The organism is methane-oxidizing endosymbiont of Gigantopelta aegis, assembly GCF_016097405.1.
Lineage (GTDB): Bacteria > Pseudomonadota > Gammaproteobacteria > Methylococcales > Methylomonadaceae > Methylomarinum.
In genome coordinates this window covers 307,061-333,258 of record NZ_JAEHGD010000002.1, presented here as the reverse complement: position 1 = coordinate 333,258, position 26,198 = coordinate 307,061, and the positions used below count along the sequence as shown (strand labels likewise).

Annotated in this window: 27 protein-coding genes and 1 pseudogene; 6 read left to right on the top strand and 22 right to left on the bottom strand. The window is 44.4% G+C overall.

Going from position 1 to position 26,198, the window contains the following annotated elements; translation table 11 throughout:
• Window positions 1-5: 5 nt before the first annotated feature.
• Together JEU20_RS12450 and JEU20_RS12445 are read right to left on the bottom strand one after the other, a co-directional pair.
• The gene (locus tag JEU20_RS12450; RefSeq protein ID WP_198246483.1) at window positions 6-1,190 is read right to left on the bottom strand and encodes a BaiN/RdsA family NAD(P)/FAD-dependent oxidoreductase; all 1,185 of its coding nucleotides are present in this window, start codon (window positions 1,188-1,190) and stop codon (window positions 6-8) included.
• Complete coding sequence (locus JEU20_RS12445) at window positions 1,190-1,570, bottom strand: hypothetical protein (protein ID WP_198246482.1); 381 nt, start codon at window positions 1,568-1,570, stop codon at window positions 1,190-1,192. The genes JEU20_RS12450 and JEU20_RS12445 overlap by 1 nt, the downstream gene beginning before the upstream one ends.
• Window positions 1,571-1,616: 46 nt before the next feature.
• Between JEU20_RS12445 and JEU20_RS12440 the strand changes: the two genes are divergently transcribed.
• On the top strand, window positions 1,617-2,303 hold the full coding sequence (locus tag JEU20_RS12440; RefSeq protein WP_198246481.1) for an IS5 family transposase: 687 nt from the start codon (window positions 1,617-1,619) through the stop codon (window positions 2,301-2,303).
• A gap of 15 nt (window positions 2,304-2,318) precedes the next feature.
• Here JEU20_RS12440 and JEU20_RS12435 read toward each other — a convergent pair.
• The 3 genes and pseudogenes from JEU20_RS12435 to JEU20_RS12425 all read right to left on the bottom strand — a co-directional run.
• Window positions 2,319-3,788: pseudogene (locus JEU20_RS12435) on the bottom strand (ATP-binding cassette domain-containing protein); the annotation flags it as partial.
• On the bottom strand, window positions 3,788-4,954 hold the full coding sequence (locus tag JEU20_RS12430; protein WP_198246479.1) for a competence/damage-inducible protein A: 1,167 nt from the start codon (window positions 4,952-4,954) through the stop codon (window positions 3,788-3,790). The pseudogene JEU20_RS12435 and the gene JEU20_RS12430, both read right to left, overlap by 1 nt.
• Window positions 4,951-5,862: an AEC family transporter gene (locus JEU20_RS12425; protein ID WP_198246478.1), complete on the bottom strand. Its 912-nt coding sequence runs from the start codon at window positions 5,860-5,862 to the stop codon at window positions 4,951-4,953. The genes JEU20_RS12430 and JEU20_RS12425 overlap by 4 nt, the downstream gene beginning before the upstream one ends.
• A gap of 87 nt (window positions 5,863-5,949) precedes the next feature.
• Here JEU20_RS12425 and pyrF point away from each other — a divergent pair, with 87 nt between their 5' ends.
• Complete coding sequence (gene pyrF / locus JEU20_RS12420; RefSeq protein ID WP_198246477.1) at window positions 5,950-6,675, top strand: orotidine-5'-phosphate decarboxylase; 726 nt, start codon at window positions 5,950-5,952, stop codon at window positions 6,673-6,675.
• A 55-nt stretch (window positions 6,676-6,730) separates the two neighbouring features.
• On the opposite strand, the gene rpoS is transcribed toward pyrF, so the two are convergent.
• The 4 genes from rpoS to JEU20_RS12400 are packed head-to-tail and all read right to left on the bottom strand — an operon-like array spanning window position 6,731 to window position 9,545.
• Window positions 6,731-7,699, bottom strand: a complete 969-nt coding sequence (gene rpoS, locus JEU20_RS12415) for an RNA polymerase sigma factor RpoS (protein ID WP_198246476.1) — start codon at window positions 7,697-7,699, stop codon at window positions 6,731-6,733.
• Between the two features lie 41 nt (window positions 7,700-7,740).
• Entirely contained in the window at window positions 7,741-8,499 is a 759-nt protein-coding gene (locus tag JEU20_RS12410; protein WP_198246475.1) for a peptidoglycan DD-metalloendopeptidase family protein, read from the bottom strand.
• Between the two features lie 4 nt (window positions 8,500-8,503).
• A complete protein-coding gene (locus tag JEU20_RS12405; RefSeq protein WP_198246474.1) occupies window positions 8,504-8,998 on the bottom strand; it encodes a DnaJ domain-containing protein in 495 nt (164 codons plus the stop codon).
• A 52-nt stretch (window positions 8,999-9,050) separates the two neighbouring features.
• Window positions 9,051-9,545 carry an SRPBCC family protein gene (locus JEU20_RS12400; protein ID WP_214657311.1) on the bottom strand — a complete coding sequence of 165 codons (495 nt, stop codon included), beginning with the start codon at window positions 9,543-9,545 and terminating at the stop codon, window positions 9,051-9,053.
• Between the two features lie 134 nt (window positions 9,546-9,679).
• Between JEU20_RS12400 and JEU20_RS12395 the strand changes: the two genes are divergently transcribed.
• Window positions 9,680-11,443: a bifunctional molybdopterin-guanine dinucleotide biosynthesis adaptor protein MobB/molybdopterin molybdotransferase MoeA gene (locus JEU20_RS12395; RefSeq protein WP_198246472.1), complete on the top strand. Its 1,764-nt coding sequence runs from the start codon at window positions 9,680-9,682 to the stop codon at window positions 11,441-11,443.
• Between the two features lie 128 nt (window positions 11,444-11,571).
• Here JEU20_RS12395 and JEU20_RS12390 read toward each other — a convergent pair whose 3' ends face one another.
• Genes JEU20_RS12390 through JEU20_RS12380 form a run of 3 tightly spaced genes read right to left on the bottom strand, consistent with a single transcriptional unit; the run spans window position 11,572 to window position 13,813 of the window.
• The gene (locus JEU20_RS12390) at window positions 11,572-12,288 is read right to left on the bottom strand and encodes a DUF3581 domain-containing protein (RefSeq protein WP_198246471.1); all 717 of its coding nucleotides are present in this window, start codon (window positions 12,286-12,288) and stop codon (window positions 11,572-11,574) included.
• A gap of 47 nt (window positions 12,289-12,335) precedes the next feature.
• Window positions 12,336-12,659, bottom strand: a complete 324-nt coding sequence (locus JEU20_RS12385; RefSeq protein ID WP_198246470.1) for a rhodanese-like domain-containing protein — start codon at window positions 12,657-12,659, stop codon at window positions 12,336-12,338.
• The gene (locus tag JEU20_RS12380) at window positions 12,641-13,813 is read right to left on the bottom strand and encodes a pyridoxal phosphate-dependent aminotransferase (protein WP_198246469.1); all 1,173 of its coding nucleotides are present in this window, start codon (window positions 13,811-13,813) and stop codon (window positions 12,641-12,643) included. The genes JEU20_RS12385 and JEU20_RS12380 overlap by 19 nt, the downstream gene beginning before the upstream one ends.
• Before the next feature lie 107 nt (window positions 13,814-13,920).
• Here JEU20_RS12380 and dksA point away from each other — a divergent pair, with 107 nt between their 5' ends.
• Genes dksA through acs form a run of 3 tightly spaced genes read left to right on the top strand, consistent with a single transcriptional unit; the run spans window position 13,921 to window position 17,229 of the window.
• Window positions 13,921-14,355: an RNA polymerase-binding protein DksA gene (gene dksA / locus JEU20_RS12375; RefSeq protein ID WP_198246468.1), complete on the top strand. Its 435-nt coding sequence runs from the start codon at window positions 13,921-13,923 to the stop codon at window positions 14,353-14,355.
• Window positions 14,352-15,254, top strand: coding sequence for a tRNA glutamyl-Q(34) synthetase GluQRS (gene gluQRS, locus JEU20_RS12370; protein ID WP_198246467.1), 903 nt, complete (start codon window positions 14,352-14,354; stop codon window positions 15,252-15,254). Before dksA ends, gluQRS begins: the two co-directional genes overlap by 4 nt.
• Window positions 15,255-15,291: 37 nt before the next feature.
• Window positions 15,292-17,229, top strand: a complete 1,938-nt coding sequence (acs, locus tag JEU20_RS12365) for an acetate--CoA ligase (RefSeq protein ID WP_198246466.1) — start codon at window positions 15,292-15,294, stop codon at window positions 17,227-17,229.
• Between the two features lie 79 nt (window positions 17,230-17,308).
• On the opposite strand, the gene JEU20_RS12360 is transcribed toward acs, so the two are convergent.
• The 10 genes from JEU20_RS12360 to JEU20_RS12315 form a co-directional block, all read right to left on the bottom strand.
• Window positions 17,309-17,692, bottom strand: a complete 384-nt coding sequence (locus tag JEU20_RS12360) for a type IV pilin protein (RefSeq protein ID WP_425356720.1) — start codon at window positions 17,690-17,692, stop codon at window positions 17,309-17,311.
• Between the two features lie 4 nt (window positions 17,693-17,696).
• Complete coding sequence (locus JEU20_RS12355) at window positions 17,697-19,010, bottom strand: tetratricopeptide repeat protein (RefSeq protein ID WP_198246465.1); 1,314 nt, start codon at window positions 19,008-19,010, stop codon at window positions 17,697-17,699.
• Window positions 19,007-19,642, bottom strand: a complete 636-nt coding sequence (locus tag JEU20_RS12350) for a GspH/FimT family pseudopilin (protein WP_198246464.1) — start codon at window positions 19,640-19,642, stop codon at window positions 19,007-19,009. Before JEU20_RS12350 ends, JEU20_RS12355 begins: the two co-directional genes overlap by 4 nt.
• A gap of 108 nt (window positions 19,643-19,750) precedes the next feature.
• Window positions 19,751-20,935, bottom strand: coding sequence for a hypothetical protein (locus JEU20_RS12345; protein ID WP_198246463.1), 1,185 nt, complete (start codon window positions 20,933-20,935; stop codon window positions 19,751-19,753).
• A 47-nt stretch (window positions 20,936-20,982) separates the two neighbouring features.
• A complete protein-coding gene (locus tag JEU20_RS12340; RefSeq protein WP_214657310.1) occupies window positions 20,983-21,558 on the bottom strand; it encodes a pilus assembly PilX family protein in 576 nt (191 codons plus the stop codon).
• On the bottom strand, window positions 21,545-22,456 hold the full coding sequence (locus tag JEU20_RS12335; protein WP_198246461.1) for a PilW family protein: 912 nt from the start codon (window positions 22,454-22,456) through the stop codon (window positions 21,545-21,547). Before JEU20_RS12335 ends, JEU20_RS12340 begins: the two co-directional genes overlap by 14 nt.
• Window positions 22,453-23,058 carry a type IV pilus modification protein PilV gene (pilV, locus tag JEU20_RS12330; RefSeq protein ID WP_198246460.1) on the bottom strand — a complete coding sequence of 202 codons (606 nt, stop codon included), beginning with the start codon at window positions 23,056-23,058 and terminating at the stop codon, window positions 22,453-22,455. Before pilV ends, JEU20_RS12335 begins: the two co-directional genes overlap by 4 nt.
• A 959-nt stretch (window positions 23,059-24,017) precedes the next feature.
• Window positions 24,018-24,308, bottom strand: a complete 291-nt coding sequence (locus JEU20_RS12325) for a hypothetical protein (RefSeq protein ID WP_198246459.1) — start codon at window positions 24,306-24,308, stop codon at window positions 24,018-24,020.
• 87 nt (window positions 24,309-24,395) lie between these two features.
• Window positions 24,396-25,346: a cytochrome D1 domain-containing protein gene (locus JEU20_RS12320; protein WP_198246458.1), complete on the bottom strand. Its 951-nt coding sequence runs from the start codon at window positions 25,344-25,346 to the stop codon at window positions 24,396-24,398.
• A gap of 58 nt (window positions 25,347-25,404) precedes the next feature.
• Window positions 25,405-26,007: an SRPBCC family protein gene (locus JEU20_RS12315; protein ID WP_198246457.1), complete on the bottom strand. Its 603-nt coding sequence runs from the start codon at window positions 26,005-26,007 to the stop codon at window positions 25,405-25,407.
• Window positions 26,008-26,198 lie beyond the last annotated feature (191 nt).

Here is a 26,198-nt window from a genome sequence, read left to right as displayed (position 1 = left end):
TCACACTACACATACTGTCCTGCGCACCAGCCAGATGACCAGGCCCATTGAAAATTATAGCCACCCAACCAACCGCTTACATCAACGACTTCGCCGACAAAGTACAGGCCTGGTACGGTTTTGCATTCCATTGTTTTTGACGATAAGGCATCGCAATCGACCCCACCGACCGTCACTTCTGCGGTTCTGTAGCCTTCGGTTGCATTCGGTTTTAAGCACCAGTTCTGCAATTGCTCTGCAAGCTTTTGAATGTGTGCGGCTTGCAAACTTTTCAAAGGCATACAGACCACCTCTTCTGCCAGCAATATCTTCAGCAATTTCTTCGGCAACTGCTTCGCCAATACAGTGACAACCTGGCTATTAGGCATTTTTTCCCGCTGTCGCTGCAACCAATACGGCAAATCCAAATCGGGTAACAAATTGATTTGAATCGGCTCGCCTGGCCGCCAATAAGAAGAAATCTGCAAAATCACCGGGCCACTCAATCCCCGATGCGTGAACAACATATTTTCCCGGAATACATGATTTCCAAAACGAACGACAGCTGGCACTGCAATACCGGATAACGGTGCAAAGCGTTGTTTGTCACGATCCTGCCAGGTCAATGGCACTAAACCAGCATGGGTGGGCACAATCGGTAACGAGAACTGAGCTGCAACTTGATAACCAAAAGGCGTCGCACCCATTTTAGGAATCGACAAGCCGCCGCTGGCAATAACGAGCGATTGGCAAACATAACAAGCTCTGCTCGTTTCCAATATAAACCCGGGGGTTTGCGCTGTTACCTTGGTTATGGCTGTATCGAGCTGAATTGAAACACCATATTGCTGACATTCGCTCAATAACATCGATAAAATGTCTTTGGCACTGCGATCACAAAACAATTGTCCATGATCACGCTCATGGTACGGAATGTTATAGCGTTGAACCCAGGCGATAAAATCCCATTGGGTGAACCGGCTCAGCGCCGATTTGCAAAAATGTGGATTACGCGATAGATAATTTTCAGCATCAATGGTCATGTTGGTGAAATTGCAGCGACCGCCACCGGACATCAGGATTTTCTTGCCTGCCTTATTTGCATGGTCGATCACCAAAACCTTACGACCGCGCTTACCGGCTTCAATCGCGGTCATCAAACCGGAGGCGCCGGCGCCAATAATGATGACATCATACTGAACCTTGAGCATTACGAACTCATACCATCCAGCGTTTCCCAGCGTTGATAAGCCTGTTCCAATGATTGATTGACCTCATTGAGCTCAGATAACGTAGCGCTGACTTTTTCTTGCGCTTGTTTATAGAAATCGGGCTGATTGATACGCTCATTCAATTCTGCCTGCCGATTTTCTAAGCCTTCGATAATATCAGGCAATTGTTCGAGTTCACGCTTTTCCTTGTAGCTGAGTTTGTTTTCCGGTTTTATTTTCGGCTTTTCTTTTTTTACCCGTACATCCTTTTCAGCCGTCCGTGCCTGCTGTTCGCTTTTTTGTATTCGCAACCAATCGGAATAACCGCCGACATATTCATTGACTCGTCCGCTATCTCCAAAAACAAATACATTGGTCACTACATTATCCAGGAATTGCCGGTCATGACTGACTAGGGGCTGTACTATGCCCCGACAAATGCTTACGGATGAACTTTGGGAGAAACTGAAGATAATTATGTTGAAAATGGGAATTTATGACAAACCTTGTCTTCGAAAAACAGTCGAAGGTATTTTTTATCGCTTGCGAGTAGGTTGTCCCTGGAGAGATTTACCCACGGCTTTTGGTAATTGGAATGCGGTATATAAACGATTCAATGACTGGTCTCGTAAAGAAAAACTGATGGGTATTTTTAACGCCTTGGTTGTTGATCCAGACCTGGAATGGGAATTTATTGATGGGAGTATTGTGAAAGCACATCAGCATAGTAGTGGTGCGGCCTGTGAACAAGAAACAGCGATAGGGAAATCTGTCGCCGGGAACACCAGTAAAATTCATATGGCCGTTGATGCCTGTGGTCTTCCTATTCATTTCTCAGTGACAGGCGGCGAAGTTCATGACTGTAAAGAAGCACCGAAATTAGTTGCAGAGCTCCCAAAAGGTGACTATATAGTTGCTGACACCAAGAAAAAGAATTCAACTCGGGGAAATGATGAAATGGATTGGTGTCTCTACAAATATCGCCATCTCGTTGAAAATGTGTTTGCAAGACTTAAGCATTTCAGAGCGATCGCCACGCGATATGACAAACTCAAACGAAATTTTGAAGGCTCTATCGCTCTGGCTTGCGCCTTTTTATGGTTACCTATGTGAAATGGCAACAGCCCCTAACAATAACGTGCCGTCGTACTCCACTAGTTTTTGCTCTAAAATCTCCAGAGTTTCCAAGTCCAGGTCGTTGGTGGGCTCATCCATTACCAGTAAATTAGCCGGTTTAGTAAATAATTTTGCTAGCAGTAAACGGTTTTTTTCACCTCCGGATAAACTTTTAACCGGCGATCTTGCCCGCGCTGGCGGAAACAGAAAATCGGCCAGATACGACATGACATGTTTGCGGCCATCTGGGAAGTCGATAAATTCGCTACCTTCAGCCACAGTGTCGGCCACCGATAAATCCGGGTCTAATTGCTCCCGTAATTGATCGAAATAAGCGATTTTAAGACGTGTGCCGTGTTCAACCGTACCCGAAGTCGGTTCCAGTTGTTTAAGTAGCAGTTTTAGCAAGGTCGATTTACCGGCACCATTTGGCCCTAACAAACCGATCTTATCGCCACGCTCGATACGGCTTGTAAAGTCCTGAATAACAACCTTATCGCCATAGGCGAACGTCACATGCTTGGCTTCGATAACTTTTTTTCCAGAAGCTTCAGCTTGGGTCAAATTGACATTTGCCGTCCCCTGCTGATTACGTCGCTGCGCTCTTTCTGCCCGTAATTTTTGTAACGCCCGCACCCGGCCTTCATTACGTGTTCTACGTGCTTTGATGCCTTGTCGAATCCAGGTTTCTTCCTGGGCTAGTTTTTTATCAAATTCGGCATTTTGCCGAGCCTCTTCCTCCAGAGCCGCCGCTTTTCGGCGCAAATAATCCTGATAGTTCCCCGCCCACGACACTAGTTTGCCGCGATCAAGCTCGACAATGCGTGTCGCCAGCTTTTGTAAAAATGCCCGATCATGTGTGACGAACAATACCGCCCCTTTGTAATTTAAAATCTGCTCTTCCAGCCAGGCAATGCTGTCAAAATCCAGATGGTTAGTCGGTTCATCCAACAATAAAATATCCGGCTCTATCACCAATGCCCGAGCCAATGCGACGCGCCGTTTCCAGCCACCCGACAAAGTATTGACCTTGACATCGGCCGGCAACGCTAATTTATCCAGTATAGTTTCTACCCGCTGCTGCAAACCCCAGCCATCCTCGGCTTCCAGTTTTTGTTGAATGTCACCCAATTGTGCCAATGACTGCGCACTACCATCCATTTCGGTCAATACAGCATGATATTGATTGATTAAATCCCCTAAATGCCCTAAGCCACTGGCAACAGCCTGATAAATGGTATCGTCACAATCAAGCTCAGGCGCCTGCTCCAGCCAAGCGATACGAACTTCGGGTTGACGCCAAACTTCGCCACTGTCAGCGGCAATATGTCCAGCAATAATTTTCATCAAGGTCGATTTTCCCTCACCATTTCGACCTAATAATCCCACTCTTTCACCGGGATCGAGTTGAAATTGGGCATTGTCCAGTAAAGCATGTGTGCCATAGGCCATGGACACTTGATTCAAACGTAATAAAGGCATTATTTTTTAAGATAGGTTCTGATTAAATCCAAAGCGACTATCGTCGCTCGCTGTTGTTTTTGTTCGATTGTTCCTGTCAGAAACCGTTCATGGCATATCTCACCTGAAGACCCCTTAAGATAACTGAACAATTGTTGTTTTTCGTCTGTATAAAGCTGCACTAAGCACACAATATTATCCGCTAAAGCCAACACCGGTTCGGCCAACTCATGTGCAACATATTTCATCGATTTATCCGCCCACACACCGTCTAAATTCGGATAGATCTGCGCCAGCCGCAAACAGGAATGACCTGCAAAACGCGCACTGATGGCGCCGGAACTGATACTTTCGATGAGCGTCAGTTGCAGATTTTTTTGTTGCAAGCTTTCGGCAATCATCGCGTGCAGCGACGTATGCCGGCCACCGGTCTCGATACAATAAACGCTATCCCCTAAATAGGCGGCTAAAGCATTTACCACCTTACCTCGTTCTGATTCGTTGAAAGCTGCTGGAAAAAACAATTTCACTTCAATATCATCGGCCGTTGTGCGAAAGCCTAATCTCACCTTATCCGGCAAGGTCCAGTCTGATAATTTCTGCTGGATATCCGATTCACCTAATCCCAGCAGACGTAAAATAATCAGCGTATCGGGATTGAGCGTAAAATCATGGCGTAATCGGGGCGTTATACTATGATTGAACATTTGTTTCATTTCCGACGGTACGCCAGGCATAAAATAAAACCAGCACTGTTTAAATTGAATGGCAAAGCCAGGCGCGGTTCCCCAATGATTATCCAGCCGAATACTGCCCTCAGGCAATAAAGCCTGTTTTATATTGCTTGCCGCCATCTCTCGTTGTCGCTGCTTAAAATAAGCCTGGATCTGTGATAGCGCCTCTTCATCCAGTAATAATGGCCGCTGAAAGGCATAGCTGACCGCCTCTGCGGTCAAGTCATCGACGGTAGGTCCAAGCCCTCCCGTACAGACACAACAATCGGCGCGTTCGGCAATTTCCAGTAACAGGGCCTGCAAATGGGCCAGGTCATCGCCCACCGCACTGTGCCGAATCACCCGAAATCCCATATCATTCAAGCGAGAGGCAAGCCAAGCGGCATTGCTATCCACAATCTGACCGCTGACAACCTCCTCACCCTGGGAAAAAATTTCGACGCGCGGTTTCATAGCTGTTGATACCAAAATGGAAGCATGACTAAACTCAATAATGTGGTTACCGTCACCGACATGGCATATAAACCGCTGTCTAATTTGTAACGATCGCAAAAAACAATGCCTAACACCATGCTGGGCATCGATAAGTCCAGAATAGCCGCCGCTTTTTCTCGCGATGATATCGGAAAGTTGTCGGCAATCGCTAATAACAACATAGGAATTAAAAGCATTCTGACCAGGACCACCGGCAACACAAATGGTATATTTTGAATACGCATAGACGACCAGTTCAACGCCAGTCCCAAAGAAAACAACATAATGGGCACGACCACTGCCGACATCTTTTGTAACACCCCCAACAACCAGTCGGGTTCAGGAATATGATTCTGATTCAATAAAACCGCAATAAAAGCCGCCCAAAATGGCGGTGTATTCAAAAAAGACAAGATAAAGCGGGGTTTATGTGATTCCCGGCCATAATGTCTCGCGATAACCACACCTAACGTAAACAGTAACGGACTGGCAGAAAAATAATCGAGCTGAATAACCACCGAACGTGCCCATTCGCCAAAAGCCTGCTCTAAAACCGGTAAGCCCAAATAGGTTACATTCGGAAAAGCCGAGGCTAAAATGACGGCGCCGGTTCTAGCGGACGTAAAGTTAAACACTCTACAAAGCACCCAGGCCAAAATCATCCCACAGATAACGGCCGTTGCCCCCAACCCCGTAAATGCCAGAGATTGCAGCCCTATATCGGCTTTCCACAATACATCAACCACCAAGGCAGGCAGAAAAAGATAATAGATCACTGTCGTCAGCACTTCCCGGGTCTGTTCTGCACTCAAACCACCCGGTTTTACAAAGCGCCAAGCTGTTCCTAACAGCATAATCAGTGCCATTTGTATCAATGTCGTTGTCATTACGCTATTTTACCATTCACGCTGTTCCTCAGTTGCGGTAATATGGTTGGTTTGACTGATTTTTAGACTATCTACATGGAATCGAATATGACAGAGACTTTTATTTCCACAAAACCCATTCCCGTCCGTGAACGCTTGATCATGGCTTTGGATGTACCCGGCATTGAAGAAGCTAAAAAACTGGTTGAAGAACTGGGTGATTCGGTTATTTTCTATAAAGTTGGTATGGAGTTATTCATGTCTGGCGACTATTTCGGCTTTATCGAATGGCTAAAAGCACGAAATAAAAAAGTTTTTGTCGATTTAAAATTTTTCGATATCTCCGCTACCGTCGGGCGTGCTATCAAAGCCTTGAGCAATAAAGGCGTCGATCTGGCAACTATTCATGGAAACGATGCCATTATGGAAGCGGCAGCCGCTAACAAAGGCGATTTAAAAGTTCTAGCTGTTACCGCCTTGACGAGTCTAGATCGTGGCGACTTAGATGATTTGGGCTTCAAATGTGATGTGCGTGAGCTAGTCCTGTCCCGTGCAAAACGGGCCTTGCAGATTGGTTGTGATGGCATTGTATCATCCGGACTGGAAGTCAAAATGATTCGCCAAGAACTAGACGATAAACTATTGGTCATTACACCGGGAATACGGCCGGTCGATAATCGTGAAGAGGATGATCAAAAACGTGTCGTCAGTGTTGAACAAGCGTTTGAAAATGGTGCCGATTATATTGTTGTCGGACGACCCATTCGGGATGCTGAAAACAGAAAAGCGATGGCTGAAAAAATTCAAAACCAGATTGCAGACGTTTTTGCTTAAAACCTCAGGTTACAGCACCCGCTAATGCGGGTGCAGTAACAAGAAAAGCTATTCTCTATTGAAAAATCGCTTCAAACGAATAGCCGCCGGCGTCCAGAATCTCTTTCAGCCTTTTTAAACCATCCATCTGAATTTGTCTAACACGTTCACGCGTAACACCCAGTTCATTCGCCACCTGCTCTAACGTCGCTGACTGATGCCCACATAAACCATAGCGACGGACAATCACTTCGCGTTGTTTTTCGGCTAATTGATAGATCCAGTGCGTTACATTATCCTTAATATTGTCTTCCTGCAATTGCTCCACTGGCGAGGCGATTTTTTCATCGCTGATAAAATCAACCAGTGGCTTGTCATAATTTTTGCCCCCTGCAACATCCATCGATGTTACCCGCTCATTCAGTTTCAACATTTTGCTGACGGTTTGAACCGGTTTATCCATATAAGCGGCGATTTCTTCTTCCGACGGATCATGATCCAATTCCTGCGCCAAAGCTCGTTGCGCCTTCAAATAACCATTCATTTCTTTCACAATATGAATCGGTAAGCGAATCGTGCGTGTCTGATTCATAATCGCCCGTTCAATGGTTTGACGAATCCACCACGTTGCATAGGTTGAAAACCGAAACCCTTTCTCAGGGTCAAATTTCTCGACCGCGCGAATCAACCCCAGATTTCCCTCTTCGATCAAATCCAAAAGAGGTAATCCTCGGTTTAAATAGCGTTTTGAAATTTTAACCACCAATCTCAGATTACTTTCGATCATAATCTTGCGGGCATCCTCATCGCCCTGCAAAACGCGTCGCCCATAAACCTTTTCCTCATCGGCGGACAACAACTTCGATTTACTCAGCGCATTCAAATAAACCCGCGTTGCATCAAAAGAACTATCGTTAACACTATCATCGATAATATCTTCTTTTACATCAACCTGTTTAGCCCCTCCTGCCATCAAATCAAAAACATTAACCTCAGGAACAACTGTCACATTATCGTTTAAGAATTCAATTACTTCGCTTGTCATAAAACACCTCCCGAAATGGCCTTAGCCACCTTTGATATTATTTATTTAGGTAAATACCGCAATGGATTTACCGGATTCCCTTTTTTTCTTATCTCAAAATGCAACGAAGGTTTTTCTCCTCGTTTTCGCCCAACTTCGGCAACCACCTGTCCCTTTTTAACGTACTGCCCTTCCTTAACCAGTAATCGACGATTGTTGGCGTAAGCACTCAGGTAAATGGCATTGTGTCTAATGATGAGTAAATTTCCGTATCCGACCAAGCCTTTTCCACTGTAAGCCACTTTCCCGGAAGCCGCTGCTCTAACTTTTTGCCCGGGTTTTCCGCTAATATCGATTCCTTTGTTCTGGGTTTGAGAAAAAGATTTAACAATCTTCCCTCTTAACGGCCACTGCCAAGTTAACTTTAACAGTTTTTTGTTACCGTATGATAAAGAAGGATTTTTCTGTGAACGACTTCGCGTTTTATGAGGTGTTTTGTGTTTTTTATGTGATTGATATCGCGTTTTTTGTTTACGATAAGAAGCGACTGCTGACCTTTTTCGATCATCAAACAATTTTATGATTTGGCCGATTTCCAGCCTATAAGGTGATTTCAGTCTATTCCATTTTGCCAGTTTCCTATAACCGTGACCTGAACGCCGACCGATCGCATAAAGTGTGTCACCTTTATGCACAACATAATATTTTTGCGTTTTCGGAATATCCTGTGCATAACCATAACTTCTGACTGGCGCATAATGTCTGCCGCCACAGGCTGTCAATAATGCGAGAATGAATAAAGATGCAATCAAACGGGCCAATGACTTACCCTAACAAAACTTTTTTGGCCTGATTGATTTGTGCCGCTAGAAAATCGGAGCCGCCCCGATCAGGATGAAGTTTTTGCATTAATTTTCGATGTGCCTGAATAATGTCATCTTCGCTAGCGCCGGGTTTCAAGCCTAAAATCTCATAAGCCTGTGCGCGGCTCATCTTTGCAGACGCCATATTGGCCTGCTTTCCATCCGACTGGGCAGCCCCGCGTTGCGTATAAAACCATAGCCATAATCGTTGCAATTGCGGCGCATAACGCAATAGAACAGGCAGCATCCTGGACAATCCTGCCACCACCACACTCGCCGCCGCAACCAGCCAATTCAGCTTCCCTGTCAACGTCAGCACGATAAAAAGTCCGGCCAAAATCATCAAACCGCTTTTTCTTATCGCTTTCGCAACCTCTTGTGCCGGTGTTTTCAAAAACCATCGCATCAACCAAAAAATCATCGCCAATACGATAACTAACAACACGACCCGAATCATAATTCTCCTTCCTTTCTATTCTCCACATTCAAAAGAACAGCGTCAGACTCAATCAGTCAACACGCCGTTCGTTTGATGCACATAAATATTGATTGAATGTATTAAACGCCTTGTGAATAATCTTGGAATGCATCATTTCAATATCAATAAGCTTAGACGCCAAATGAAATTTTAAGCTATTAGGCGATGCATGCCATTCCTGACTGATGCGTGTTTTATTACCTTTAGCTTCCCACAACCAGATTCCATAACCCAAAAAATCTCCTGCATAAAATTCCACGTGCAAGCGTTCTAAATCCTTGATGGCGACTGTTCTAGCGTAAAAATAAACATCAAAAAAACTATGAACCGTAATTTTGACGCGTCCGCCTACTTGCGTAATCGGTTTATCACCAACAATTTCAGCTTCCCACAAAGCATTCCACCAGCCACCATGCCCGCTGACAGCTTGAATCATCGTCTGATAAACTGTCTCTAAATCGCCTTGAATCAAAGCTTCATCAAATGTATTAAACCGAGTCGTTTTCAAGTTCATAGTACCGTTCATCACCAACCACCTATGCTAACGCAGGCCACCGTTTAAAAATACAGTCGTTTTCATTTTTACAGATTTTTTCAAGACAGCTCACAACAGAATACGGATAATAGGAAATTTTTAACGCACAGGCTTAACAGATTAGCATGCAAAAAAGCGCCACCCCGATACTAGGATTTGCAGCCTATAGTGGAACCGGTAAAACGACCTTGTTAACACAGTTAATCCCACGTTTAAAGCAGTCTGGCATTAACGTAGGCATTATCAAACACAGCCACCATAATTTTGAAATCGACAAGCCCGGCAAAGACAGCTATCGCCTAAGGAAAGCAGGAGCTTCGCCGGTGCTGCTGGTATCGGCCCACCGGCGTGCCATCATCACCGAATTCAGTACGGTTCAAGAGCCCAAATTGCAGGATCAACTCGACGCCTTTGAGCAACACAGTGTCGATTTGATTCTGGTTGAAGGTTTCAAGGCCGAAAAGTTCCCAAAAATTGAAGTCTACAGAACCGACCTAAACAAACCCTTACTTTATCCTGATGATGACAGCATCATTGCTGTCGCCAGCGATACCCCCCTACCGCTACCCCCCCATGTCACCGCATTGGATTTAAACAATGTTGAACAAATCCAAGATTTCGTTCTTCGGTTTATGGATGAGCGTATGAAAGACCTCTGTTTAACTCACGAAAGCGGGCTACTGACCCTAGAACAAGCCCTGCAGCAAATCAAGCATAGCCTGACGCCCATCACGGCCTGTGAAACCATTGAACTAAAACAAGCTTTAGGCCGCGTATTAGCAGAAACCATCTATGCCCCCATCGATGTGCCGGGCGCAGATGTCTCATCGATGGATGGTTATGCCTTTTCCAGCCAGGATATTCAAGCTAGACAGCCCTTCAGGCTTAAACAAATCGGCGTATCCTGGGCGGGTAAACCTTACCCTAGGTCAATAAACCCTGGAGAATGCGTTCGCATATTTACCGGCGCCGTGATTCCAAAAGGTGCCGATAGCGTGATCATGCAGGAACAGGTTAAACAACAACGTGAGCTAATTGAATTCCCGGCCGACTGCCCAGCAAAACGCTTTATCCGCCGCCAAGGCAGTGACATCAAGCGCGGCCAAGTCGTATTGCAGAAAAACCGCCGGCTCAGCCCGGTCGATTGCGCATTACTGGCTTCGGTCGGAATTTATGCGGTTCGAGTAAGACGCAAAATTCGCGTCGCCTATTTTTCCACCGGCGACGAATTAAAATCACCGGGCCAGACTCTTGAAAACGGCCAGATTTATAACAGTAATCGCTACGCACTACATGGTCTACTCAACAATCCGAACTTAAGTGTCAGCGACTTAGGCTGCTTTCCGGATGATAAACAGATTATACAAACGAGCATAAGGCAAGCTGCTCAGGATTTTGATGTCCTCATCAGCACCGGTGGCGCATCGGTTGGCGATGCCGATTTTATCGCCGACATACTGACCCGCGAAGGACAGATAAATTTCTGGAAACTGGCGATAAAACCGGGAAAACCACTGGCTTTTGGTCAATTCGGCGCGTGCTATTTTTTTGCCTTACCCGGTAACCCGGTTTCCGCCCACGTCACCTTTGAAAAAATCATCCAGCCTGCCTTAGCCTGGTTATCGGGGCTCGAGGCCATCAAACCCTTACGTCTGAGCGCAACACTTCAAGCCGACTTGAAAAAGATTCCGGGGCGACTGGAATTTCAACGCGGTATTTTTCATCAAGACACATCGGGCGATTTACGTGTGTCTCCTGCCGATGGTCAAGACTCACACCAACTCGGTGCATTAAGCCATGCGAATTGCTATATCGTGCTAGAAGCCGATGTCACGGACATAAAAGAAGGTGACCGCGTCATCATTGAGCCGTTTTCGACCCAACTTTGACCAGCCCGTTTTAGTGATTGCAAGATATGAGCAACCTCAGCTGCGATTAAACGGCTTAATTGTCAATCGCAGTTGAAGCCGCTGCTACGGAAAATATAACAAATTCACGTAAGGAACATCGATTAACATCAGGCCGATTGCAGATAATTCTCTTTACGCGCCAGATAGTTTTCAACAAACTGATCTAAAGCCGGCTTGTCCATAGCACGTAACCCGCTCACCGCCAGTTTCTTAAAGCCTAAGCCCACCACATCATCACCTGACTTAATCTGGAAATGTAATTTTGCCGATCCGCGCTTGCCGTTCACGCTAAATTCCGGTGTGAGTGCTTCCAGTTTTGGCTGAGAAAAATCAACGGTTTTAAATTCAATGGTCATACTTTCATAAATAACCAATGGCCGATCCAGGTTAAACATCACCTGTTCCTGTTCAAGCAAGGGCACTAAACCATACGGAAAATTATGACCTGAAAAAGCAACATAATCGCGAATAAACGATTCGATTAAGGTTTTATCATGATTAACTTTGCCCGACCGGGTCACCCGTAAATAGGCTTTGCCGTTATCGTCGGTAACCTCAAAAACATCGCTATCAGTATCCGGAAAGTGCAATCCAACACCATCACCTACCATGCCGACAAACTCAAATAACATGTTTTCGCTGAGACCATATTTTTCCAACACCAATGAAAACAATAAATCACCCGGCACACAAAAACGCTTGGAATCAGCGTCATGCAACGGGTTGAAATCTCCGGCGACGTCCTTGGCAAAATGACTGGCCTGGTCTGCTGTAATGCGAACAACAGCATTATCGTCCTGGCGATAAAAGTCTTGTAGAAACATTTTTATCTCTTGAATGTCTGCAAAAAATCGCCCATTTTACCTGAAAATCAATATCTTGGCACAGTTGAATCACATTCTACCGACCAGGCATCGATTCCACCGGCGAGATTATAAAGATTCTCAAACCCCTCTTTGGCTAAAAACCGGCAGGCCATCATGCTTCTAACCCCATGATGACATAACACCACCAAATCTTCATCCCTGTCCAATTCTTCAATTTTCAAAGGGATCAGGCTTAAAGGAATCAAAATACTGTCTACGATATGTGCAAATTCAAATTCATGCGGTTCACGCACATCCAAAATTTTCAAATCCGGTTGCTGCGTTCTTTTTTGTTGAAGTTGTAACGGTGTTATTTGTTGAATTGACATAAAAAACGTTCCAATCGGTTTAAAGCAGCCGACATTCTAGCGATTGACACCGTATAAGCAAACCGAATATGCGTATTCGCCTCATTTTTACCAAAATCCTTACCCGGCGTCAGCGCGACACCTTCGGCCTCCAGCAAGTCTTTGGCAAATTGAAAACTGTCCTGAGTAAATGCGCTGCAATCGGCATAAATATAAAACGCACCCTCTGGCTTACAGGGCACTTCAAACCCTAAAGCCTGCAATTTTTGATACAGAAAATCGCGCCGCCCTTCAAAAATCTGCCGACGCTGCTCCAACTCAGCCCAGTTTTGCTCAGAAAAAGACGCCAGCGCAGCATATTGAGAATGCGTCGGTGTCGCAATAAAAATATTCTGCGCCAGTTTTTCGACAACATCAACCATTGTATCCGGCACCACCAACCAACCGACACGCCAACCGGTCATACCGAAAAACTTGGAAAAACTGTTGATAACAAAAACATCCTCGCTATAGCGTAACGCCGTCTCGGCCTGCGCACCATAAACCAAGCCATGATAGATTTCATCCGAATAAAAGCAGCCCCCCAGATGTTGCGTCTGCTCGATAGCCGCCTGCAATACCCGGTTTTCAATCACCGTTCCGGTCGGATTCGATGGTGAAGCAATTAACACGCCCTTAGTGGCCGGCGTCCAGTTTTGTCTGATTAAATCCGCATCCAACTGATAACGCGTATCGGCCGAAACCGCGAGTGGTCGCGAAACACTGTCAAACAACCGAATAAAATTACGATTACAGGGATAACAGGGATCGGCCATCAATACCTCTTCCCCTGGATTCAACGTCACCCCTAAGGCTAATAAAAAAGCTCCAGAAGCACCAGGCGTGATAAATATGCGCTTATCATCCACCTTAACGCGATAGTGCTGCAAATAATAATCGGCTATTGCTTCGCGTAACGCCGGCAAACCTGCGGCTGCTGTGTATTTTATATCGCCATCTGCCAAGAAATTCTTGCCGGCCTGCAATACAAGCCTTGGCGTTGGAAAATCCGGCTCCCCGACCCCCATGTGGATAATATCGCACCCTTGCTGCTCTAATTCTTTAGCCCGCCTTAGTAATTCCATAACATAAAATGGCGAAATATCGTGCATACGTTTGGCGACTGGAATATTCATAAACATCTTTTTAAGATTAAAAGAGCAAAATCATAACAAATTTCTTGCTATGGTTATCTTATTCTGTTAAAAATGCGCAGTTTTTAAAATTGCTTAGGAGTTATGGGATGACTGACGCGAATCGAAACGCTAACGATTTGAATTTTACGCCTTATGAAGAAGAAAAAGGCGAAGAATACATGAATGAAAAGCAACTCAAACATTTTGAGACGCTGCTAAAACAATGGAAATCTCAATTGATGGAAGAAGTGGATCGAACTGTCCACCATATGCAAGATGATGCGGCAAACTTCCCTGACCCCAACGACAGAGCTACACAGGAATCTGAATTCAGCCTGGAATTACGCACCCGCGACAGAGAACGCAAGTTAATTAAAAAAATTGATGAAGCACTCGATGCAATTGGATCAGGCGATTATGGCTATTGCGAAACCTGCGGCGTTGAAATTGGCATTCGCCGCCTGGAAGCACGGCCGACGGCAACGCTGTGCATCGATTGTAAAACACTCGACGAAATTCGCGAAAAACAACTTCAGGGTTGAACGCTTCAGAAACCGGAAAACAGCCCTATATCGGTCGGTTTGCACCCTCCCCAACCGGCCCGTTACACCTTGGCTCACTTTATACAGCCCTGGCCAGCTTTCTTGACGCCCGCCATCATCATGGCCAATGGCGTTTACGCATTGATGACTTAGACCGGTTTCGGATTCTGCCGGAGGCAAGCGATCAAATCCTGTTTATTCTGGACAAACTTGGACTATATTGGGATGGCCCTGTTTATTATCAAAGCCAGCATATTGCAGATTATGACGCCGCTATCGACCGGCTTTACCAAAATGGCATGCTGTATCCTTGCTCCTGCAGCCGTAAAAAACTGGCGCAATCAGGTTCTGTTTACCCTGGATTTTGCCGCAAAAACACCCATACCTCACAACAGCCTTATGCACTGCGCATCAAAACCGATGCCCAGCCTATTCATTTTATCGACCGCCTGCAAGGCAAAATTCAACAATGCCTGCCTCAAACCACAGGCGATTTCATTGTCAAACGCAAAGATAACATCATCGCCTATCAGCTCGCCGTCGTTATTGACGAACAACAGCAACACATCACCCAGGTTGTTCGCGGCCTTGATTTACTCGACTCAACCACACGCCAGCTTTATATTCAGCAACAATTAGATTTAGCTCAACCTGAATACATGCATATCCCACTCATCGTTGACTCGCATGGCATAAAACTGAGTAAACAAACGCAGGCCGAAGCCGTATCTGCACACAACCCCGGTCAAACGCTGTGGCATTTATTACAAAAATTAAATCAACACCCCCCATCAGAATTAAAACATGCTTCTGCACAGGATGTACTCGACTGGGCTATACCCCATTGGCAAGTCGATAAGCTAAAAAAAATTCGTGCAATTTCAAATCAAATTGACTAAGGTATTTTGCTAATTCGATCAGTAAAAGGAATGCCACATGTCTGAACACAAAATTTACCCGGTAGCCCCTGAAATTGCACGTCGCGCCCATATTGACAAAGCGCGTTATCAAGAACTTTACCAGCAATCCATCGATGACCCAGAAACATTCTGGTCAGAACAGGCCAAAACCTTTCTGGACTGGATAAAACCCTGGGATAACACCCTGGAATACGACTTTCCAGAAGGTAAAATCCGCTGGTTTGAAGGCGGTCAACTCAATGTCAGCGTCAACTGCCTGGACAGACATCTGGCCACCCGCGGCGATCAAACCGCTATCATCTGGGAAGGCGACGACCCAGGTCAGGATAAAAAAATAACGTATCGAGAACTGCACGAGCAGGTCTGTAAATTTGCCAATGTATTAAAATCACTCGGTGTCCGTAAAGGCGACCGTGTCTGTATTTACCTGCCCATGCTGGCCGAAGCCGCCAGCGTTATCCTGGCCTGTACTCGCATTGGCGCCATTCATTCCATCGTATTCGGCGGCTTTTCAGCCGATGCCTTAAAAGACCGCATCCTCGACGCCGATTGTAAAATCCTGATTTGCGCCGATGAAGGTTATCGCGGCGGCAAAACTATCCCGTCCAAAACCCATGCCGATATTGCCGCAGCTCAATGCCCATGTATCGAACATATCATCGTCATCCAAAACAGCGGTAATGACATACCTTGGACAGAAGGCCGCGACATCTGGTATCACCAGGCGATGAAAACAGCTTCGAGTGAGTGCACACCTGAAGTTATGGATGCTGAAGACCCCTTGTTTATTCTGTACACATCCGGCTCCACCGGTAAACCTAAAGGCGTTCTGCATACCACCGGCGGTTATCTACTCTATTCTGCCATCACCCATAAATATATTTTTGATTATCATGAAGGCGATATTTACTGGTGCACCGCCGACATCGGCTGGATAACCGGCCATTCCTATATTATTTATGGCCCGCTGTGTAACGGCGCAACCACCTTAATGTTTGAAGGCGTCCCCACCTACCCTGAAGCCGACCGCTTCTGGCGTGTCATCGACAAACACCAGGTCAATATTTTTTATACCGCTCCCACAGCGATTCGCGCACTGATGGCGCAAGGCGATGATTTTGTCGCCCGTACCGACCGTAGCAGCTTAAGAATTTTAGGTAGCGTCGGCGAGCCTATCAACCCCGAAGCCTGGGAATGGTATTATCATGTCGTCGGCAACGGCCGTTGTCCCATCGTCGATACCTGGTGGCAAACCGAAACCGGCGGTATCCTGATCACGCCACTGCCTGGTGCAACCGACCTAAAACCGGGGTCGGCCACCCTGCCCTTCTTTGGCATACAGCCCCAAATTCTTGACAACGACGGTCATGAGCTCGAAGGCGAAGCGGAAGGCCTGCTCACCATCAGCGCACCCTGGCCCGGCCAGGCACGCTCGCTATACGGCAATCACCAACGCTTTATAGATACGTATTACAAAAACTACCCCGGCTACTATTTTACCGGCGATGGCGCACGGCGTGACAAAGATGGCTATTACTGGATCACCGGCCGGGTTGATGATGTGATTAATGTCTCCGGCCACCGCATGGGCACTGCAGAAATTGAAAGCGCCTTAGTTCTGCATGACGATGTTGCAGAAGCGGCCGTGGTCGGCTTCCCGCATGATATAAAAGGACAAGGCATCTATGCCTATGTCACCTTAAATGTCGGCGTAAAACCCAGCGAAACACTGCGACAAGAACTCATCCAACAGGTCAGAAAAGAAATCGGCCCCATCGCCACACCCGACGTCATCCAGTGGGCACCCGGCCTTCCTAAAACCCGCTCTGGTAAAATCATGCGCCGCATATTGCGTAAAATAGCCGCCAATGAACTCGACAACCTCGGCGATACTTCCACCTTAGCCGACCCTTCGGTCGTGACTGACCTGATTGAAAACAGGGTGAATCATTAATTTAAATACACCTAGAGCGCTACTCTCTGATTCCTCAGCAGACCGCAGGAATCAGAGAACGCAGCTAGACAGAGTCAATCTAATCCCAGTTGTTGGTACCATTACAATCGTCTTTTATCCCCTGTTCATCGATACAAAACGTTCTCCAACTACTATCTACCGGCGTGGCTTTTAATTTAAATGTTGCATCAGTCGCAGAATCAATTGTTAAATCGTAGGTTTTAGTGCCACTATCAAGAGGCACCTGATCGGAAAATATCCAGGGTGTTCCTGTATCGGTAGGACTTGCTTGCGTCCCTGCCGCTCCTTTATAACTCATGTCCTCCATATAATACTGACTCATCGCACTGGCAAATGAAACCAAAGCGGCTTGAGCGGCCGCCTCTTTACTTTTTGTTATATAGCTCTGATAAGAAGGATACACAATCGATGCCAAAATACCGACAATAGCAACGGCTATCATTAACTCAATCAGAGTAAAGGCGTTCTGCCCAGTCCTCATCATAATAGTTCTCCATTAAATGGCGTTTTTGGTAATAAGCTCTCTCGTACCGATAATTATCGGGATCAAGCTTATACGCACGCCGGAAATATTTTAAGGCTTCCGGTTGTTTATTGACTTGCTCACAGGCTTTTGCCAGCCAATAGGCCCAATAGGCTTTATCTCTATTATTATCAGCCTCCTGATAACGCTGCAAGGCAATATCATACGCATGCGCACCATAAAAATAGACTTTTTCAGGACGTTTAACCCGATGATAACTTTTGGCTAGCGAAATATTGGCCGGAACATTATCCGGGTCTTTATTGACCCGTTTTAAGCCTACCTCAATCGCTCGATAAAGAAACTCCCGTGCTTTTTCAGGGTTGCCCAATAATTCATAATTATCAGCGATTCGTCGTAACACGACCGTGTTATCCGGTTTTAGCTGATCATAGTATTGTAATACTTTTGCCACCGCCAGATAATGATCGTAACGTTCATAACGATCGGCAAACTTGTCATAACCATTCGCCAAACGATGGGTAATTTCTGCTTTTTGCCGGGGATTATGCAATAATGTTTGTGTGGTTATAAAAGCCGCTACCAAAACAACAACGGTCGTAACCATAAAATATAACAATCTTTTCGATGGACTCGATTGATGTTGTTGCAGCCAAAAATTCAAGGCCGTAAAGCTCATTGCCATCGCAACCAAAAGCTCTGCGACTTCCGCTTCATTAAATGAAAACAACTCCAGCTCAAACAGCCCACCAAATAAAAAAGCCGGTAACAAAGCAAGAGGCGGCGCAACAACGCCTAATTGTGCCAGCCATAAAGCCGGTTTCCACTGCATTTTTAACGCAATGGGAAAAATTACACCATAACCTATAAGACCCAGGGTAATCAGATAAGTCAGCGCTGTTTTCGTCCAGCTTTCAACAGGGCCCGTTAACAGATTATGTAAATTGGCTTCATCTTGATAGCTATGTTTGGCAAAAAATTCTGGGGTATCGTATCCTAACAGCCGTTGTCCCCAGGAAATTTCTTCCATAAAGGTATAAAAACTAGCCAATGCCAACAACATAAAAAACCACCGGTAACGCCCAGTAGCGGAATTGATGGCATTCAAGGTTGAAAAAATAAAGGTTGCCAGGAAGAAAAAAGCCTGCCCCCATTCGCCATACATATCTTCGTAGGTCGCAAAAATATAGAGTTGCGGAAAATAGACAGCCGCAACCGCATAAAAAACAACAATGGCAAATGAGAGGCTAACGAGATAGAACGTTATGAATTTCATGAACATACGCCAGAATAAGTTTCCGAACTATTTTTAGACGTTTCAGTGCGAATACGACCAGAAGCGGCAACAACCACTTTTCTGAATATTGCCTGCTGACTCGGCGAGCAAAAATAAAAGTGTCCGTTAGTATTGCTACGCCCATCAGGACGATAGGCAACGTAATTGTCAAATGAAGAGGAAGAGTTGATGAAAAAACCGGACGTAATACCGCTATATTTTCGTATCACTTCTTCGCCCGTATCAAATGTTTGATTACTATTGGCATCTACAAAAACCTGCCAGCCATCTTTCCAATCTGTGCCAGTTTTGCCTACAACCAATAACTGATTTCTTTTTACCGCCTCACTGCGTGCAATATTTAAGGCACCCACCATACTATTCGCCTGTGTTGTCAGACGATTATTCGTTATCATGCTCTGAAACGATGGCACACCAATCGACAATATAATCGACATAATGGCCATGACCATAAGCAGTTCAATCAATGTGAACCCAGCACCTCGTGAAGTGATGGATAAAGCCCGCACCTTACCTCGCCCTAAATGGGGAGGCATTACGAGGTGCTGGGTAAATTCATCGTCAGGAACCACTTGACTAAACATAACCTGGGTCTTAGTAGTCTTTTGCATGACATGTTCCATATCAAAAATAAAAGCGCTCTTTTACATGCACCTACAATCATCCATTATGCTTAAATCCCCCACCGGCTTTAATGCCAGCGGGGGATTACAAAACATCTATGGGTTAGTAATTTCTCTCCAGTTTAATCGGCCGCTATAGCCAGTGTGGCCTGGATTATCTGGATCTGAAGATGGAGGTACGATTTCCTTGACTCCACCGCCTTGGTCAGGGTCAAGACAAGCATCAACAGCCGCTTTAATGCGCTTGTCGATCAAGGTGCTTTCTTTAAGAACGATCGGTCTTTTTAGGTATTTCTCATCATTACGTACTTTTTCTTTATGGGCTTTAATCGCATCTTTAATCTCTTTAGCATTAGAACAATTGTTCATAATTCGATACTTATGACCTGAGTCGCCTTTACCCGAATCACCTTTATGCGCAGAATCAGAGTCCACACATTTTTTATATTCTGTATAAACACCACTGTCATCCATACTGCTGTCGGAAATATTCAGGCTACTGTCACCATGTGAATGAGAAGAATCAAAATGTTTTTTACGTTCAGTCAGTTTTTTATGGTAATTCTTGCTGGAATCTGATTCTTTAGAGTCACTTGTTGAATCGTGATGCGAGTCGCTTGAGTCCCGGTTTTTACAACCACTAATGCGGTGATGTTTGCCGCTGTCCGAAACGCTGTCATGGCCTTTGCCTTTACCGCTGTCTGCCCGATAATGACCACTGTCCGTTTTATTACTATCACTGCTATCACTGCTATCACTGCTATCACCCTTATCCAGGCATTGGCTCAAGGCAACCACCATATCCTCATCATCTAAGGCATCATCATTCACAATCACAGGATCAAAATAAGACTGAGTGAGTTCAACCAGTGTTTTTCGATATTCCCCGGTACAATCTTTAATAACAACTAGCTTCTCAACAGTTTTGGTAGTGGTATCAGGTGTTGAAGGTGGGTTATTACAAGAACCTAGATAATCTCCGCCATGATTATCTCTATGCGCAGGCCAGGCACTGAAACCGATATGAATGGTGTGCCTGTTGGCAGGATTGCCCTTTGGCACATGGCAAATGATTATTTTTTTGTCTTCATCTTCCTCACCTCGAAAATCACTGTCAGATGAACTGTCGGATGAACTGTCGGATGAACTGTCAGATGAACTGTCAGAATTGTTTGAGTTTTTGGAATCAGCATAAGCCGATACCGGAAGTAACATGGCACCGCCAACCGACAATAGCAAAGCTATTGACATCATGATGGAATTTTTAGCTTTTCTCTTCATTTTATTTCCCCTTATAACACTTTAAATAACGCATGCAACATCACTTGTCATGAACATGAAATGGCATACTTAGACTCCACGATTCGTTGCCCCCCTGTTGTAGAATTAGGTGCAGTCACACGAATAGTATAGATTTCGGTAGTACATGCGGTAAAAATAGACTGATTGCATGGCTTATCATCAGCGCTCCAGCCGCCATTAGAACCACTAGGAACCGGACACACTACCTCCTCTCCAGAATTTTCTCCTGCTGTTGGAATACAGGCTGTTTGAGCGATTTTGACCTCAACTCCAGATGCTATGGTATCAGCAGACAAATTCAGCTCTGTTTTTGCTGTAATATCCTCAGGAACCAGTTGTACAAACTTTGCATCGAAAGTTTTACAGGTAGACGTACCATCATAATAACGCTGTTTTTCAATATAGCTTTCAGCCAACTCAAGAATATTTTCAGCAGAAGCAAACAGGGTTGTCTGGCCTTGCATATTTGCCGCCATCATAAACTGGAGTCTGTTTTGCTGAATCATGTTGACGCCGACTAAGGTTATCAACAACAACATCACTAACGAAAATATCAGTACCGCCCCGTGTTGTCTTTTATTCATCTCGTCATTTCTCGTCATTTCTCAAGGCAATCGTTGTGCTAAATACCTTATACAAACGCTTATCATCGGGCGCGTTGACGGTATACGACCGTCCATCGAGGGTATAGCCAGGTGTTTTTAAAACAACATTCTTCTCTTCACTCGCTAACACTAAATATAAGCGTACACTGACTATTTTCTCCCAGCCAAATGGATCGACTTGATCATCGACTTGATCCGCCCGTAAATATTGATTTGCAAATCCATCCCCATCCTTATCATGCCCATATAAAACAAATAACTTTTCAACATTTGAAATTAAAGTTACGGCACTTGACGTTTTGTTTTTAGATGAGTCGTCCAGGTTCTCTCGTTTTGCTTTACAATAAAGCACTGGCGTATTCGTTGAATCCAAGGCCACATAGAAATATATTGTGACAACAATCTTGTCATTTACAGGGTCTTCTCCGTCCGTCAAATGAATATTTCTGGTGCAGGGTGACAATGCATAATTCGGATTATTGAAAGCCAAATCATTACTATCATTTAATTGATAGCGAAATACCACATGATTAATATCATACGCATCTTCAAAGCCATCTTTATTAAAGTCACCCTTAATATATTCCCTACCAGCCAGGTCAATTCCTGAGTCTAATACCCCATTTGATCCTGCACCGCTATCTGGAATAAAAACCGAATCAGCTGTACCGCCAGCGGCATAACGATTGCGTAAAAACCCTGCCCGCCTGAACTCTCTGGCCAACACCTCCATCACATAACGCCCATCTTCAACCAGGTAACTTAAGGTTTTTTGCTTCCTGAAACTATTGCCGCTATCGATAAAAACCTTAACGACACCGGCAATCAGCGCCATCCCGAGCAGCAGACCGATCATCAACTCAATCAAGGTAAAACCGCTTTGTTTATATTTCATAACCTAACATCCAGTGAATAGGACGCATCGCTGCCCAGTTTATCGTTAATATTTTGATTGACTCTTTGCCAGCTAATGGTCAATCGGATAATCTTCAGATCCGTACTCGCTGTATTTGGGTCGGCTGCCGCCTCTATCGCCACTGCCCCACCAGGTAACACAGATTTGACATCTTGCAGCCAACGATAGGTATCATATTCAGCCATTTGTTGTTGACTACAAGCTATTGGTGTCGCCAGTGGTGAAGCAAGATTTACGGTTGTGGGATCATAAGCGCTACAAAAAGGATGCTGTGGACTACCAGCACCTGGCAGTTTAAATGACTCGGCTTGCGTCAAAATATCGCTAAGACTTGCCAGTTTAGATTCCCAATGTGTGGCATTCGCCCTAATTCTGTCACTCATGTCATACGCCAAAAAAACGGCCTGAGTGCGTAAATAAGCATCCTGATTATCCATCAATGCCCGTGATTGCATGGCAAAAATACCTAACAAGCCTATACTCAGAATAACCATAGAAACCAATACTTCAATCAGCGTAAAGCCAGGCTGATTGTTATAGTGACAACTAACACGATAATGATGATATTTGTAAATACCCATGATTCTCTGAAAATAAAGTTTTATATTCTCTTTGCGGTTCAGCTTATTGCACAACAATAATATTATCTGTGACCCCCCTCCTGTTTTACTAAAAGGATAGTCAACTAAATCACAAAATACCAATCCGTCGCAATCAAGCCTTACCAAGCCCAATAATCCAGCAATAAACCGATAAAAACCGCCATACCAAACCAGTTACTATCTGATGTTACGCAGACGTAACTTGTATGATAAATTTACAGCCGATTTAACCCTAATCAGGATATTTCTAAGGGATTTGTTGTATGATCGATCATAACCATTTGATTTTAAAACTGCCTTTTGTTTATACGGCAAGAGCATGTAGGGGCAATTCATGAATTGCCCCTACGAATCAGAAAACGATTATAGATGGAGTGACCACCTTTTCTCCTCGCCTGTACCAAGTGTAGTGGTCAAGTAAAACTGTAAGGTTGTTAAATGTGAATTAAGAGCTAAATTGTGGCTCAACAAATCAATGGCTTAGCGTGATGCAAACTCTATGCTCCTCAAGCAAAAAATATAAGTCATTGATTTTATTTTATATGAGGTTTTCAGCTCTTAATTCGCATTTAAGCTGTGATGTATGTAAATTTTAGAGTTAAAATACAAATTGCGTAACATCAGTTATTAAGTCAACAGTGTCTGTAGGGTGGATAAGCAGAAAAGAATGGAAAGAAACTGTTGATAATAGCCGTTTGGTCGTGGGTAACGAAAAATGCTGGCGACGCAGAAGAAAGTACTTTCTGGAGTGTAAAATTAACACAATATATTTACTACCCCATTACAAAGCCTAACTTAAATCAGCAATTCCCGCTCGTCTTGTAAGCCTTGGTGTATAAGAGATTGAAAAAATATGTTTCGTAAACTTTTTTGCGAAGATCACTCCATTGCTGGGTTGTGTCAAATTTTCAGCGGGAATTGCTGAACTTAAATCAACCTTATTCGCCTTCACCAATCCATTCCTGCAGAGCAGAAATGATTTCCCGCGCCTGCTTTTCACTGGAAATGTTGAATTTGGATTTTTGCTGATATTCCCCATTACGTTTTTGATAACGACGAATGGTGAATTTATCAGGGCCATACTCTTCCTTGGCCCGATTCCAATCCTGATATCGATAAATCACGGTGGCCCAAGCGCCTTTGCTTAACACTTTTTTATCTAATTCTTTTACTGTTTCAATCCCACCATCTTCGTAGGACACGGTTAATTCATCAACTGTTTCGGCCATATTCGATTCTCAATAATCCAGTATTAGTTTGCTATTTTTGAGTTGAAAGTCTAGCAAGTAATTTTAATTTATGCCAGCGGACAAAGATCAGGGCATCACAAACTTACCGAAGGCGCGTGAACCTTCTCCGACGGTAATCGTGTTTATCACTTTTAATTGTTCAGCATCAATAACTGAAACTGTACCATCCATCCAGTTTGCCACATACACATAACGATCATTCGCTGCAGTACTGATACCTTCGGGTTTTTCACCAACCTCAATCTGCTTTATTTCAGCCAGGGTGTCGGTGTCGATCACTGAAACCGTACTGTCATCCTGATTGGTCACAAACAAGCGTTTATCTTTCAAAGCTAGTGCCACAGCATAAGGCCTTGCACCAACGGCAATATGTTTGATACGTTTTAAATGATTTGGTTGTAAAACGGTAACATCATCACTTTCGACATTAGCCGTATAAATTTTTGAACCATCGGATGAAACGACAATTCCAAAAGGATGTAAGCCTGTTTTAGTCGTGTTTCGAAGATGATAATTGCTTAAATCAATTTGGGAAAGACTATCATCCATGCGATTAGCAACATAAAGCCACTTGTTATCAGGGCTAACAGCCATGCCAGAGGGGGAGCGACCGACATGAATCGTCTGTATTTTCTGAAAAGTTTCGGCTGAATAGACATCCACCGTATTTTCATACCAGTCAGCCAAAAATATGCGTTCACCAGGCACATCAACCGCAATACCTAAAGAGGCACCACGTCCCTGTATTTTATTGCTCACCTGAAATTTTTGCGCATCTATAACAGTGAAGCCACCGCCTTCCGGTGTACTGATATAAGCCTGATGTTGTTTCGGATTGACCGCAACACCAGCAGGTTTACCTACGACAGTGATGGTTTTTAAAACAGTCTGGCTCTCGACATCGATAATTGAAACGCTATTATCCAACTGATTAGTAATAAACGCATATTCAGCGGCATCTGCCTGAAAAATAACAAAAAAGAGAACTAAGAGTCTGAAAAGGGGGAAATTAAACATCTGTTCACCAAAAAGGCGATAAAAAAGCCTCTGCCAGAAAAGCAGAGGCATCGAAAAATTAGCGCTTAATGACAATTTTTACGTCAGATTCCGAAATATTTTTGTCAAATTTTCTGGCTAAATTAACCAATCCATCGGTCAATACTTTTTTGACCGCTTCATCGGCCGCCTTTTCATTCAATTCAGCCGGAGGATTGTTATTGACATAAGCCCGATAATAAGTCGCCACCCAAGTCACTTCGGATTTACCACCTTTATCTTTTACTGAAATCTTTGCAGCATAGTTTGCAACAGGCAATACAGGAATTTCTTCATCCTGCCCAGCATGATGCACTGTGCCCGTGCTGCTCATTTTAGTTATTTTATATTTATAAGACTTTTGATCTTCTTTATAAGCCTTTAATTCTTCAGTGATGGTACCGCCGCCTTTCAAGGTTAAAACCCGTTCTGAACCTTTTTTATTACCTTGCTCGCAAGCGACACTTTCAATCGCAGGATGCCAGGACATATCATCATAATTTTTAATCACTTCCCATACTTTATCTGCAGGCGCATCAATAATAATGCTTGCGGTCATTTTGGCACGGACTGGCCCATGCGCATAAGTCACCCCTGTGACAAACAATGCAAGCAGCGATACAAACAACGATAGTTTTTTCATAAGGTTTTCCTCGTGGGTTCAAATTAAATTGAGCATTATAAAATAGAGCATGCGTTAAAGCTATTCGCTCATTATCCCTTGACAATAGCGCAGGTCAACGCAGTATTGTAAAAAAGGATATAGTCCTATCATAAATTTTGATACTGAATAGAGCATGAAGGGCGAATTTATCAACCGCACAAAACAACATT